This window comes from Prevotella sp. MGM2, from assembly GCF_002933955.1.
Classification (GTDB): Bacteria; Bacteroidota; Bacteroidia; order Bacteroidales; family Bacteroidaceae; genus Alloprevotella.
In genome coordinates this window covers 35,936-50,350 of sequence record NZ_BEWW01000286.1, presented here as the reverse complement: position 1 = coordinate 50,350, position 14,415 = coordinate 35,936, and the positions used below count along the sequence as shown (strand labels likewise).

The window sequence follows — 14,415 nt, the reverse complement described above, 5'->3', positions numbered from 1 at the left end:
CCGAAGGGGTCAAACTCACGCGCCTTTTCCAACGTCTGCCGACTTCTTTCAAACATTGGCGTAATTCGATATGATCGTTAGCTCCGTCATAGGCACACATGGCTTTCATTTCTTTACAGAACTCGTCCTTATCCATATTTCCAGCAGCTATGTAGAGATTCTCCACAAAATGATAATCTTCTGCCGTTATCAGTCTTCGTGTCCTGTCTTCAAATTCTTTCTGTGTCATTGTCCTTTTACTTTTAGGGTTTAACATTCTGCCGCCTCGGCTTTTTTTCGTACCTTTGGCGGCTGTGTTATAAGTTTCACGCTGCAAATATCGTGATTTCTCACGAATATACAAATAAAATGCGTGAGAAATTTCGATTTTCTATAAATTATACATGTATGGACGAAACAATTCACGATAGGATAGGGGCATTAGTCCAAGAATATGGAGATGGCAAAAACACTGTATTTGCCAATAAAATAGGCATAAGTGAGGGAAATATACGTGGTTATATCAAAGGCATCATGCCAAAGGCTGATGTTCTTGAAAAAATAGTGAGAACTCTCGATGTAAATGCAATGTGGTTACTCACGGGAATAGGACACATGCGCGTAAGCAATTTAGATATAAATGCACCTGTACTTGTTTCTGACAATGACAGGCTTGCTCCTATATTGCAACAATTCGATGTATTTATTCAAAAAAAAGACGCACAGATTGTACAGCAAGCAGAAGAAATTGGGCGGTTAAAAGAACGAGTTTCTCAACTTGAACGGGGAAAGGGAAAAAATGCCTCGGATGTCCCGACTTCTGGCGTTGCAAATGTCGGATAACAGTGATAAATATCTTGCGCCGCTGATATGCCCCTTTATATGCCCCATATATGGGTACTTTCTTAGGAATCATGCTGTTTTTTCATTTTTTCGAGGGGAAAATACGCCTTAAACGGTTATAATCAACAACTTAAATAGATTATAGCCGCTATTTTTCCTATATACAAAAAGGAATTAAAGGGGTAGATTTTCACGAAAAAGCCGCTTTTATATAGTCGTTTTTGCTCTTTTGGGGGAGTATTCACCATACACGCAGACACCCCAACTGACACCCCATCTGACACCCCAACCTCGTTTTTTCAAACGAAACGTACCGTTTTACCTCCTACCCTACCCGACCATTTACACCTCAATTCTACCATTTCCAAAAGTCCCTTTAACTGGTGATAAAACGCCCGTTAAAGGGTATTTTTCCGCTTTGCTGCCTCGCCACTACCCTACCCTCCCCAACGCCCCAAAAACAACAGGAGATACGGCTAAAAGCCCCATTTCACGCCGTTATTGCTCGTTTGTAGTGGTGTACTCACCAGACAAAAGAAAGCGGCCAGAAAGCCCCAAAAAGCCATCTGACCGCCCATGCGATTAAAGCAAATTAAACCTGATGCAAAGCCGCATTAAACACCTGCTTAAACACTTTGCCCTCGTTCTTAAAGCAAAACTAAACTAACTTAAACCTTTTGTGCGTTTCGTTTTCCTGTCCTCTACCCCACCACCCTCACCTACTTACCGAATTATCAAAGGTTTACACATTCAAACGTTCTTCATATTGTTGTACGCTTCGTTTTCATGCCCATAATTAGAAATTAAAAGTTCACTATCAACAAACACATTTGCAAAAATCAGTAAAGAATTTAATTCAATTGAACATAAATTCCAGATCAAATTCAGATACAGAATTTGCCTGTAAAAAAATTTTGCAACCATTAATAACAGATGGTAAAACCATTCAAAATCAAATAATTCTACAGTTAGACCATGATATATCATCCTCTAACGAAGATAAAGAGTTCATTAAAAACTTAAACGAAGAAGAACTCGCATCTTTGTCTTTTTTATTATATCATATAGATATATTAGACAAAAATGATAGTACCCAACCCTCAACAATTAGCACACAATCTGTTGACACAAAAAGACTAAGAAATTGCCTAGGATTTGCTATCGGAGTTTCACAAATAAAGGAACTTTCCGTAAATGGCATACTTACAGCTACAACACTTAGAAAAGCCATTATAGCCATCGGGAAAAGATACCTTGGATATATAGGTGTAGTATTAATGGTAGCTGATTTCTATGACTGTTTCTATGGTTAATTAAAACACTATGGACCTCGAAAACAAACTCGACATATTGGCCTTGCTCAACAGCATCTGCTTCATAACACTGCACATCGGCTGGTGGAGCGGCAAAGCGATTTTCACCGATATCAGTGGCGCAGGAGTGGCGATGTCGTTCCTGCTCTGCATGCTTCTTCTGTTCCACATCAGGAAACGAGCGGTCCCTTCCCTGAAGAAAAAACTCTACCGGCGAATCATCAACCAAAGCATATTCTGCCTGTCTTTCATAATTTTATACATCCTCTCCAAATAGCTCCATGGCAGACAGTCCATCATCATCCGGCCGTACAAGATGCCCTCTCCCGGTGCTTGAACGGCCTTTTCCTTGCCCTTAACCGGAGGGGGCGGAGACGGGGCCATCCTCACAGTATAAAAACCTAAAAACTGCATTTTTGCTTTGCCATTCTCACGCCTTGCACTAACTTTGCCCCTTATAAGGATAAAAAAAGAGGTACGGACATGAATCTGACCAACTTGCTCCGGCACGGCTTCAAGAGCCGCGCACGGGCCATAGAACGTTATGCCGGCCACGCTGAGGAAATCCAGCGCGGCGTACTGGCGCGCCTGCTGGCCACAGCGGCCGACACCGAGTGGGGCGCGCGCCACGGCTATGCGGCCACCAAGGACTACGAACAATATGCCGCAGCCACACCGCTCAACACCTATGAGGAACTCAAGGGCTACATTGACCGCATGCGCCACGGCGAACACGACGTGCTCTGGCCCGGCGCCGTGCGATGGTATGCCAAATCGTCGGGAACGACCAACGACAAGAGCAAATTCATACCCGTGAGCCGCGACGGACTGCACGACACCCATTACGCCGGCGGCAGGGACACCGTCAGCCTCTATCTGCGCAACACTCCCGGGAGCCGCCTCTTCGACGGCCGCGCCCTCATACTGGGAGGCAGCCACGCGCCCAACTACAACCTGCCCCACTCGCTGGTGGGCGACCTGAGCGCCATCCTGATAGAAAACATCAACCCGATGGTCAACCTCGTGCGCACACCCGGTAAGAAAGTAGCCCTGCTCGCCGACTTTGAGGAAAAGCGCGACCGCATAGCCCAAATGGCGGCGCGTCAAAACGTGACGAACCTATCAGGCGTACCCTCATGGATGATGGCCGTGCTCAACCGCGTGCTTGAGATAACCGGCAAAGACTCCATTGAGCAAGTATGGCCCAACCTTGAGGTGTTCTTCCACGGCGGCGTAGCCTTCACGCCCTACCGCGAGCAATACCGCCGCCTGATACGCTCCGAAAGAATGCACTACATGGAAACCTACAACGCCTCGGAAGGTTTCTTCGGACTGCAGGACGACCCCGCCGACACGGCCATGCTCCTGATGCTCGACTACGGCGTGTTCTACGAATTCATTCCGCTTGAGGAACTGGAAACGGAACGGCCGCAAGCCGTCCCCCTGTGGGGCGTGGAAACAGGACGCAACTATGCCATCGTCATCTCCACCTCCTGCGGCCTGTGGCGCTACCAGATCGGCGACACGGTGCGCTTCACCTCCGTGCGGCCCTACAAATTCGTCATATCCGGCCGCACAAAATGCTTCATCAACGCCTTTGGCGAAGAACTAATAGTAGACAACGCCGAGCAGGGACTGGAACGTGCCTGCCGCGAAACGGGAGCCGTTGTGACGGAATACACTGCCGCGCCGGTGTTTATGGACGCCGGAGGAAAGTGCCGCCACCAATGGGTGGTGGAATTCGGGCGGGAGCCGCAAGACCTCGATGACTTTGCCCGCCGCCTCGACAACGCGCTCCAGACCATCAACTCGGACTATGAGGCCAAACGCTACAAGAACCTCACCCTGCAGCCGCTCGAAATCATCCCCGCCCGCCGCGGACTCTTCAACGACTGGCTCAAAAGCCGCGGTAAGCTGGGCGGACAGCACAAAGTGCCGCGGCTGGCCAACAACCGCGACATCATAGAACAAGTCATCGCGCTCAACAACGCCTCTTCCCCGTCATGAACCACATCTCAGCCCTATCCCATTCCATACGCATAGCGGCCATCCTCGTCGCTGCAATGCTCCTCACGGCCTGCGCCAATCCCGGCAGCGGCCCCGACGGAGGTCCCTACGACGAGACGCCGCCACGCATCGTAAGCATGTCGCCGGCCATAGGGCAGCGAATGGCCAAGGACAAAAAGGTGACCATCACCTTCGACGAACTGATAAAGGTGGAAAACGCCCAGGAGAAAATAACGATATCGCCGCCACAGATAGAGATACCCGACATCAAAGTGCAGGGCCGGCGCATAACGGTGGAACTGATCGACTCGCTGAGGGAGAACACGACTTACACTATCGACTTCTCCGATGCCATTGTCGATGCCAATGAAGGCAATCCGCTGGGCAACTTCACCTACTTCTTTTCAACAGGCGAAAGCCTCGACACAATGGAGGTGGCCGGCAACGTGCTGGCCGCCGAAAATCTGGAACCGGTAAAAGGCATTCTGGTAGGCCTGCACACCGACACCACCGACACGGCCTTCACGAAAAAGCCCTTTGACCGCGTGGCACAGACCGACAGCCGCGGCCGTTTCCGCATCAAAGGCGTGGCGCCGGGCACCTACCGCATCTTCGCCCTCAAGGACATGGACGGCGACTTCCGCTTCTCCACAGGCGAAATGCTTGCCTTTCTGGGCGAAAAGGTCGTACCCCGCAGTTTTCCCGCCGTAAGGGCCGACACCGTGTGGCGCGACACGGTGCGCTACGACAGCATCCGGCAGGTGCACTACACCCGCTACGTCCCCGACGACCTCGTACTGCTGGCTTTCAGCGAAAAGAACACACAGCGCCACTTCCTGAAAACCCAACGCGACGTGCCCGAATGGTTCCGCATTTACTTTACCGCCCCATCAGCCAAGGCACCCGAAGTGCACGGACTCAACTTCAACGCCGACAGCCTGTTGCTGCACCAGCCCAACACCGGCAACGACACACTCACCTATTGGCTGCGCGACACGTCAATACCTCAGGTGGACACGCTGCGCATGACCTACACCTACGAAGCCTACGACGACTCGCTGGGACACAACACACTGCGCACCGACACACTGGAGCTAACGCCTAAAATGACCATGGCGCGCCGCCTCAAGCAACAGGCCGAAGCCATGGAGAAATGGCAGAAAGCGCTGGAACGCCGCCACAAACGCGGCGACTACTCCGAAGAAACACCGCCGCAGGTTTTCCTCAACATCAAAGGCAACACCTCGCGCAGCATCACACCGGCAGAAAACATCCGACTCTCCTTCGAAGAACCCGTTATGCGCCTCGACACCGCCGGAATACACCTCCGTCTGCTGGTCGACTCGACAAAGGTGGACGCCCCCATGCGCCTGAAAAGGCCCTCCGGCGTAATGACAGCCCTCACCGTAATGGGCGAATGGCGATACGGACAGAAATACGAACTGGAGGTGGATTCGGCCGCTGTCACCGGCCTGTCCGGACAAGTCAACAACAAATTCAAACTGGCAGTCAACGTAGGAAAGGAAGCCGACTACGGTTCGCTGTTCCTCCACCTGCCGGGAGCCGACATCACCACCACCGTACAGCTCCTCAAGAGCGACAGCAACATAGAGCGGCAGGTGAGGATCAAAGGCGGCCGGGCGGACTTCTTCTACCTGCAACCGGGCACCTACTACCTGCGCTGTTTCGTAGACGGCAACCTCAACGGCTGCTGGGACACGGGCGATTATGCCGCAGGACTGCAGCCCGAAGCGGTGTACTACTTCCCCGCACCCATTGAAGTGAGAGCCAACTGGGACATAGAGCAGACGTGGCACGTGAAAGAGCTGCCCCTCATCCACCAGAAGCCCGAAGCCATCACCAAGCAGAAGGCTGATGAAGAAAGAAAGCCGCGCAACCTCAACGCCGAACGCAACCGGCAGTTGGGACGCTCCTGAAACCACTCACACCAACACCACTTAAAAAACGATGAAACAATGAAAAAACTAATCACTCTCCTGGCTGTGATCCTGCTCACGGCCACGGCCGCATCGGCCCAATGCTCATCGAAAAACACCGCTTTCAAGAGCGGCGAGACACTGATGTATGATCTTTACTTCAACTGGAAGTTCGTATGGGTGAAAGCCGGTACGGCCTACATGAACACCACACAGACAAAGTGGAAAGGCCAGCCCGCCTACAAAACTTATCTCATCACACGCAGTTCCGGCAAAGCTGACAAATACTTCGTCATGCGCGACACACTCACCTCCTACTGCGGCCTCGACCTCGTGCCCTATTACTATAAAAAAGCCGCACTCGAAGGCAAGACCTACCGCCTTAACGAAGTAACCTACTTCTATCCCGACAACCGCTGCACGGCACAAATGACCTACCGCCGCAACAACGACAAGCCCCTCAGCAAGAAATACTCGGGCGAGCATTGCGCCTACGACATGATCAGCATGCTCCTGCGTGCACGGTCGTTCGACCCCTCGGGCTTCAAGGAAGGACACCGCATGCCCTTTCTCATGGCAGACGGCCGGACATGCCAGTGGCAGAACATCGTCTACCGCGGAAAGAAGAAGTTTAAAATGGAAAATTCCTCCACCACCTACCGTTGCCTCGTATTCTCCTTTGTGGAAAAAGAAAACGGCAAGGAAAAAGAGGTCGTGACCTTCTACATCACTGACGACAAGAACCACATTCCCGTGCGCCTCGACCTCAACCTCAACTTCGGAACCGCCAAGGCCTTTCTCAGCGGCGCCACAGGCCTGCGCAATCCGCAAACGGCCAAACTAAAATAAGAAAAAAAGACACTCAGACAGCAGGGTGACAAACGCACGGACAGCCCCGACCGTCAGGCGGCCTACTCCGCCGTGCGCTTGTCACACCTCATTTTATAACCAGTCACCCCTCACCGCCATGCTCCTTATCATTGACGACAAAATACCTTTTATGCGCGGACAGGCCGAAAAGCTAGGGAACACCGTCTACCTATCCGGCAGCGCCATAACCGCCGATGACGTGCGCCGGGCCGACGCCCTTATCATCCGCACCCGCACCCGTTGCGACCGCCGCCTGCTCGAGGGCAGCAGCGTCAGGTTTGTAGCCACGGCCACCATCGGACATGACCACATTGACACCCATTATCTCAGCCACGCCGGCATAGGCTGGAGCAACTGCCCGGGCTGCAACGCCGGCAGCGTGGCACAATACGTGGAGTCGTCTCTGCTCCTGCTCCAGGCCGCAGGCCGCACAGACCTCCGGAACGCCACCCTGGGCATCGTAGGCGTCGGCCACGTGGGCAGCCAAGTGGCCCTCATGGCACGCCGCCGCGGCATACGCCTCCTGCTCTGCGACCCGCCGCGACACGAAGGCCGCGTGCGCCACAGCCATCTGCCCGTCAAGGCCGAAGAATGCACCGCCTCTCTGGCCGATGTAGCCGCCGAAGCCGACATCATCACCCTGCACACTCCCCTCACCACCACAGGTCCCGACGCGACACTACATCTGGCCGGCGAGGATTTCCTCAACCGGCTGCGGCGCAAACCTATCCTCATCAATGCCGGCCGCGGCGAACTGACCGATACCGAAGCCCTGCTCCGCGCCCTCGACCGCGCACTGGTGTCGGAAGCCGTCATCGACACTTGGGAAGGAGAACCCCACATTGACCGCCGCCTGCTCGACCGCGCCTTTCTGGCCACCCCCCACATAGCCGGATACTCGGCCGACGGAAAAGCCAACGGTACACGCATGGCGCTGCAGGCCGTGGCGCGACACTTCGGCGTCAAGGCCGACTTCCTCATAGAGCCGCCCCAGCTGCCGGCAGGCTTTGCCTACTATCCCGAACTGGCAGGCCACCTGCCGGCCCTCACAGGCAACGACAGCGATACCATCGGACACTTGAGGCGCTACGACCCGCGACGCGACAGCGATGCCCTGAAAGCCCGGCCGGAAGACTTCGAACGCCTGCGAGGCAACTATCCGCTCCGGCGCGAATGACCCGAAAAACAACCCTATCGCTTTTCAGAAAAGCATTACTTGGAATTTGAAAAGCAATACTTACAATTTAAATTCCAAGTAATGCTTTTTACCGTAACAATCCACCAGCCTCTCCAAAAGAAAGAAACCATAAAGCTTCATCCACTCGTTTTCTGAAAAACTGTTTGCTTTCCAAAAAAAATCGTACTTTTGCAGTGGAATATAACAAACATAGAAACAACATCATATCTCAATAAATATGAAAAAAATATTACTCATCGCCTGCCTGCTCCTGCCGCTGTCCTTAACCAAACTCAGCGCACAGGTATCCAACTCGGCTGAGTTTCCGGCCGGCAACAATGCCAACACCGTCGGTACCAACATGCCAACACAGCCTAAATACGGTGCGGTGCGCTACGACTCCCTTCTCCATGCCCTGCCCGAATACACGGCCATGGAGGCACAACTGGCCGAACTGCGCAAACAGCACGAAACAGAAGCCGCTTACAACGAAACGACCTTCAAGCGCATGTTTGCCGAATTTCTACAGGGACAGAAAGACTTTCCCGAAAACATCCTCCTCAAACGCCAACGCGAACTGCAAAACGCTCTGGAGAGAGGCATCGCCTTCCGCCGCGAAGCCGAAAATCTGCTCGACAAGGCCCGGCAGGACATGGAACGCCCCATCCGTCAGCTCCTCGACCGCGCCATAGCCGCCACAGCCGAAGTACGGGGTTATGAAGTCGTTGTCAACCGCGACGCGAACACGTTGCCATACCTCAAACCCGCCCTCACGGAAGACGCCACTCCCTTCATCGTAGAAATGATTGGAACTCTGCGCAACTATTAATCTGACCGCGGACACCATACCTGTATTCTCATGAGCACACTTCCTGACCCAATAACCGCAAAAGGCCCTATCGGCGTATTCGACTCAGGCTACGGCGGGCTGACTATCCTGCGGCAAATCCGTCAGCTGCTCCCCCAGTACGACTATATCTATCTGGGCGACAACGCGCGCGCCCCCTACGGCGGCCATTCCTTCGAAGTCATCTACCGCTACACGCTCGAGGCCGTCGAGGCGCTCTTCAGCCACGGCTGCCATCTCGTCATACTGGCCTGCAACACCGCCTCGGCCAAAGCACTCAAAACCATTCAGGAAGTAGACCTCGCACGCCTCGACCCCTCCCGCCGCGTGCTGGGAGTGATACGCCCCACCGTCGAAGCGGTGTGCCATCTCACGCTCTCGCGCCACATCGGCGTATTGGCCACGGCAGGCACCATCAACTCGGAGTCGTACACCCTTGAAATCAAAAAAACGGCCCCCGACATTACCGTCACCGGGCAAGCCTGCCCCATGTGGGTGCCACTGGTGGAAAACGACGAATTCGACTCACCCGGAGCCGACTACTTCGTGAAAAAACGCATCGACGGCATTCTCCGTCTTGACCCCGCCATCGACACGCTTGTGCTGGGCTGCACCCACTACCCCCTACTGATGAACAAAATAGTGAAATACACACCGCCAGGCGTGCGCATTGTACCGCAAGGAGAATATGTGGCCGCCGCTTTGGGCAACTACCTTGAGCGGCATCCCGATATGGCCGAACGATGCTCCAAAGGCGGGAAATGCCACTATCTCACCACAGAAAACCCTCAAAAGTTCCACGACAACGCCACCCTTTTCATGCACCAACCCGTGGAAGTGGAACAAATAGAGCTATAAGCCGCCGGAAAACCACCCCTGGCACGGCAGTCGCGCCAGACCGTCCCAAAACGGGACTTCCCAACCGGAAGACACCAGGAAGCAAAGCCCGATTTCCGGCAATACACACATTAGTATAATATAACAAAGACACCGCCACACGCTGTCGTATTCTTTCCATGCAACCCCAACGTCCGAAAAAATCCGTCCTCATCACCGGTGCCAGCGGCTTCATAGGCAGTTTTCTCGTAGAACATGCCTTGAAAGAAGACATGGAGGTATGGGCCGCCATACGCCCCACCAGCAGCCGGAAATACCTGACGGACGGACGCATCCGCTTTATCGAGCTGGACCTTGGCAACGGCCAGCACCTTCTCCGGCAGATAGAAGACCACCGCCGCAAGCACGGCCCGTGGCAACACGTCATCCATGCCGCCGGAGCCACCAAATGCGCCAGTCCCGAAGACTTTAAGGCCGTCAACACCGAAGGCACACGAAACCTCGTACAAAGCCTCACGGCAGCCAAAGCCCTGGAAGGACGATTCGTATTCGTCAGCTCGCTCAGCATCATGGGACCGGTACACGAACACGACGGCCGCGAAATAACCGCCGCCGACACGCCCTGCCCCAACACCACCTACGGCCGCTCCAAACTGGCGGCAGAAGAACTTCTGGGCACCGTTGAAGGACTCGACTACATCATCCTCCGCCCGACAGGCGTTTACGGCCCGCGCGAACGCGACTACTTTCTCATAGCCGACAGCATCAGGAAACACGTTGACTTCGCCGTTGGATTCCGCCGTCAGCGAATCACTTTCATCTACGTGCGCGACCTCGTCGATGCCGCCTTCCGCGCCCTCGTGAACGGCAGGAGCGGAAGCACCTACCTGCTCTCCGACGGGGCCGACTACAATCCGCGCCATTTCGGCCGCCTCATACAGCAGGAAATGGGCGTGCGCCACGTACTCCGCCTCACCGCCCCGCTGTGGCTGCTCCGCGCCGTCTGCGCCCTGGGCGAAAAAACGGCGCGCCGCCGGGGAAAGGCCGTCACGCTCAACAAGGACAAATACAACATAATGAAACAGCGCAACTGGCGATGCGACATCACACCTGCACGCCGCGAACTGAATTTCACCCCACAATATGACCTGGCGCGAGGCGTTAAAGAAACCATAGCCTGGTACAAGAAAGAAAAATGGATTTGAATCTCATCGGAAAACAACCGTTGCGCCACGGACTGCTCGGCGTGGAAAAAGTCACACTCATCTACACGCTCTTCACCGCCCTGGCCATAGGCGTGGCATGGCCGGAGATGACCGCACCGTGGCAACTGCTGCAAGGACGAATATTCGTGGTGGCGGGCATCCTCACCACAGGCATCGTCTACCGCATACTGCCGTGCCGCGCATCGCTCTTCCTGCGCTATTTCTACCCCCTATCGCTCCTGGCCTACTGGTATCCCGACACTTACGAGTTCTGCCAGCTGCTGCCCAACCTCGACCACCTTTTCGCCGCCGCCGATCTCGCCCTCTTCGGGTGCCAGCCGTCCATAGGCTTCAGCCGGCTGCTGCCGTCGAAACTATGGAGCGAACTTTTCCACATGGGCTATTTCTCCTATTATCCCATGATAGCGCTCACCGTGTTCGTGCCGCTCTTCACCGACCGTTCACGCTTCAGCCGCACCGCCTTTGTGGTGATGACCTCCTTCTTCATGTATTATCTCATCTACCTGTTCCTTCCTGTGGCAGGACCGCAATACTACTTTCAGGCCATCGGCACCGACGCGGCCCAAAGCGGCCATCTGACCGCCTTGGGCGACTATTTCCGCACACACACCGAGATGCTCCGCTCGCCAGGCACCGACGGTTTCTTCCGCAATCTGGTGGAAAACGCCCAGGCTAACGGCGAACGCCCAACGGCGGCCTTCCCTTCCTCACACGTAGGCATAAGCACCATCCTCATGCTGCTCATGCGGCGCAACTGCCGGCCCGTCATGTGGTGCATGATGCCCTTCTACCTCCTGCTGTGCGCCTCCACCGTCTACATCGAGGCACACTACCTCGTCGACGTATTCGGCGGCCTTCTCTCGGCCGTAATCTTCTACCGGCTCAGCCACCGCCTCTTCCCCTATATGGAACATCTGACAGTAGAAGGGAAAACACCCGACACCCTGCCTCCCCCCGCCGGCCGGACAAACCAGACAATGCGAAACAACTAACCCAAAACAAAACCGATATGAAAAAGATTCTACTTACTCTCGCCTTGGCCATGCCCTGCGCCCTTCTCACGGCCCAGACACCGGGCGGCGGCATCTCCGACGACATGCTGAAGCAAATCAGAGCGGAACAGCCCGACGGGGCCTCCGAAAAAGCCCTGCGCAACGCCATGGCCGGCACCAGCATCAACCAGCTGGCCACCGTGGCCGACAATCCGGCCGTGAAAGACACGTACTTCTCCCACAAAGTCAGTTCAAAAGGCATCACCGACCAGCAATCCTCCGGCCGTTGCTGGCTTTTCACCGGCATGAACGTGATGCGTGCCAAAATGATAGCCCGATACAGACTGGGCGAATTCCAGTTCTCACAGGCCTACAACTTCTTCTACGACCAGCTGGAAAAGTCCAACCTCTTCCTTCAGGCCGTCATCGACAACGCCTCCAAGCCCATGGACGATAAAACCGTGGAATGGCTCTTCAAGCATCCGCTCTCCGACGGCGGCACCTTCTGCGGCGTGCAGGACGTGGTGACGAAATACGGCCTCGTGCCCGCCGAAGTCATGCCCGAACGCCACAGCGCCAACAACACCTCACGCATGGCCGACCTCCTATCGCTGAAACTCCGCGAGTACGGCCTCACCCTCCGCGAAGCCGCCGCCAAAGGCGAAAAGGCCGGACAGCTGCAGGAGCGCAAAACAAAAATGCTCGCCACCGTCTACCACATCCTCTCCGTATGCCTGGGCGAACCGCCCACGGAGTTCACCTGGACGCGAAAGGACGTGAAAGGACAGCCCGTCGACACAAAAACCTACACTCCTCTGTCCTTCTACAAGGAATACGTAGGCGCCGACCTCAAAGGCAACTATGTCATGCTCATGAACGACCCCTCACGGCCTTACCACAAAACCTACACCATCGACCTCGACCGCCACACCTACGACGGCGAGCAGTGGACCTACCTCAACCTTCCCATCGAAGAAATCAAGGAAATGGCCATCGCCTCCATCAAAGACTCCACGATGATGTACTTCTCCTGCGACGTAGGCAAGTTCCTCAATTCCAAAACCGGCATACTCTCATTGGGCAACTACGACTACGCCTCGCTCCTCGGCACTGACTTCCCCATGAACAAGGCCGACCGCATACGCACCTTCGCCTCCGCCTCCAGCCATGCCATGACACTCATGGCCGTAGACCTTGACGAACAGGGCCGGCCCAAGAAATGGATGGTAGAAAACTCCTGGGGAGCCTCTTCGGGCCATCGCGGCCACCTCATCATGACCGATGAATGGTTCGACGAATACATGTTCCGCCTCGTAGTGGAAAAACGCTTCGTGCCCAAAAAGACACTCAGACTCCTGGAGCAGAAGCCCACCCTCCTGCCCGCCTGGGACCCCCTCTTCGCCCCCGAGCAGTAAGCCTCTGGCCACACCTCATTATCAACCTGTTACTTCGGGCTGAAAAAGTCCGTATTACAATTTAAATTCCAAGTATTCCTTTTCAAATTGCAAGTAATGCTTTTTTGAAAAGGAATACTTCTTTTTTTTGCGCCCCCGCGGAAGAAGAAAAACAAGGGACGTCGCCTTCCGTCATTTTCCGGAAAATGACGGAAGGCGACAAATCAGTCCGCAGCGGCACGGCAGCTTTACAAAAAAATAGCTAACTTTGCCCTATTATGCAAACACAAACCGACAACCGCCCGAACGTAGCCGTCGTACTGGCCGCCGGCACAGGCAGTCGCATGCAGGCCGACCGCCCCAAACAATACCTCACGCTAGGCGGACGAATGGTGGTGGAGCACAGCATCGAAGCCTTTGAACGCCATGCAGACATCAGCGAAACCGTCATCGTAGTCGCCGCCGGCCACATAGAAGAAATGCGGCAGCTCACACGCCGCCGCGGATGGCAAAAGGTACGGCACATACTCCCCGGAGGAACCGACCGCAGCGGATCGAGCCTGGCCGCCATCCGCGCCTACACGGGCCGGACGGTGAACCTCCTCTTTCACGATGCCGCCCGGCCGCTGGTGACACAACACACCATCACCGCAGTGTGCCGCGCCCTAAGGGAATACCCCGCCGCTTGCGCCGCCCTTCCCGCCGTCGACACCATGGCCGAAATCCACAACGGCTGCATCAGCCGCATCCCTCCCCGTGAACGCATGGTACACCTGCAAACGCCGCAAGGCTTCCGGGCCGAAACAATAGCCCGCGCCTACGGCATGGCACTGGCCGACCCCGACTTCAGGGCCACCGACGACTGCGGCGTAATGACACGCTATCTGCCGGAAGAAAAGATAAAATACGTCGAAGGATCGGCACGTGCCGTCAAACTCACCTTTGCCAGCGACACTGACCGCCTCGAAAAACTGCTCCTCCAACCCGAATAAA

General features: G+C 55.0%; 13 protein-coding genes and 1 pseudogene. 13 read left to right on the top strand and 1 reads right to left on the bottom strand.

Annotation, left to right across the window (positions count from 1 at the left end; translation table 11 throughout):
* Positions 1–229: pseudogene (locus C5S62_RS09065) on the bottom strand (hypothetical protein); the annotation flags it as partial.
* Positions 230–387: 158 nt separating this feature from the next.
* On the opposite strand from C5S62_RS09065, the gene C5S62_RS09060 reads away from it, so the two are divergent.
* From C5S62_RS09060 to C5S62_RS09000, 13 genes are all read left to right on the top strand, one after another.
* Entirely contained in the window at positions 388–822 is a 435-nt protein-coding gene (locus C5S62_RS09060; RefSeq protein WP_016268415.1) for a helix-turn-helix transcriptional regulator, read from the top strand.
* Between the two features lie 860 nt (positions 823–1,682).
* Positions 1,683–2,135, top strand: coding sequence for a hypothetical protein (locus C5S62_RS09055; protein ID WP_133159555.1), 453 nt, complete (start codon positions 1,683–1,685; stop codon positions 2,133–2,135).
* Between the two features lie 10 nt (positions 2,136–2,145).
* On the top strand, positions 2,146–2,412 hold the full coding sequence (locus C5S62_RS09050; protein WP_104405059.1) for a hypothetical protein: 267 nt from the start codon (positions 2,146–2,148) through the stop codon (positions 2,410–2,412).
* 206 nt (positions 2,413–2,618) lie between these two features.
* Complete coding sequence (locus C5S62_RS09045) at positions 2,619–4,142, top strand: GH3 auxin-responsive promoter family protein (protein ID WP_104405058.1); 1,524 nt, start codon at positions 2,619–2,621, stop codon at positions 4,140–4,142.
* Positions 4,139–6,079, top strand: coding sequence for an Ig-like domain-containing domain (locus C5S62_RS09040; protein ID WP_104405057.1), 1,941 nt, complete (start codon positions 4,139–4,141; stop codon positions 6,077–6,079). The genes C5S62_RS09045 and C5S62_RS09040 overlap by 4 nt, the downstream gene beginning before the upstream one ends.
* 39 nt (positions 6,080–6,118) lie before the next feature.
* Complete coding sequence (locus C5S62_RS09035; RefSeq protein ID WP_104405056.1) at positions 6,119–6,928, top strand: DUF3108 domain-containing protein; 810 nt, start codon at positions 6,119–6,121, stop codon at positions 6,926–6,928.
* Positions 6,929–7,046: 118 nt separating this feature from the next.
* Positions 7,047–8,126, top strand: coding sequence for a 4-phosphoerythronate dehydrogenase (locus C5S62_RS09030; protein ID WP_104405055.1), 1,080 nt, complete (start codon positions 7,047–7,049; stop codon positions 8,124–8,126).
* Positions 8,127–8,364: 238 nt separating this feature from the next.
* The gene (locus tag C5S62_RS09025) at positions 8,365–8,955 is read left to right on the top strand and encodes an OmpH family outer membrane protein (protein WP_223301202.1); all 591 of its coding nucleotides are present in this window, start codon (positions 8,365–8,367) and stop codon (positions 8,953–8,955) included.
* 30 nt (positions 8,956–8,985) lie between these two features.
* Positions 8,986–9,831, top strand: coding sequence for a glutamate racemase (murI, locus tag C5S62_RS09020; RefSeq protein WP_104405054.1), 846 nt, complete (start codon positions 8,986–8,988; stop codon positions 9,829–9,831).
* Positions 9,832–9,989: 158 nt separating this feature from the next.
* Entirely contained in the window at positions 9,990–11,015 is a 1,026-nt protein-coding gene (locus tag C5S62_RS09015) for an NAD(P)-dependent oxidoreductase (RefSeq protein WP_104405053.1), read from the top strand.
* The gene (locus C5S62_RS09010) at positions 11,006–12,028 is read left to right on the top strand and encodes a phosphatase PAP2 family protein (protein WP_104405052.1); all 1,023 of its coding nucleotides are present in this window, start codon (positions 11,006–11,008) and stop codon (positions 12,026–12,028) included. The genes C5S62_RS09015 and C5S62_RS09010 overlap by 10 nt, the downstream gene beginning before the upstream one ends.
* 17 nt (positions 12,029–12,045) lie before the next feature.
* Positions 12,046–13,443: a C1 family peptidase gene (locus C5S62_RS09005; protein WP_104405051.1), complete on the top strand. Its 1,398-nt coding sequence runs from the start codon at positions 12,046–12,048 to the stop codon at positions 13,441–13,443.
* Positions 13,444–13,700: 257 nt separating this feature from the next.
* Positions 13,701–14,414: a 2-C-methyl-D-erythritol 4-phosphate cytidylyltransferase gene (locus tag C5S62_RS09000; protein WP_104405050.1), complete on the top strand. Its 714-nt coding sequence runs from the start codon at positions 13,701–13,703 to the stop codon at positions 14,412–14,414.
* Position 14,415: the final 1 nt, after the last annotated feature.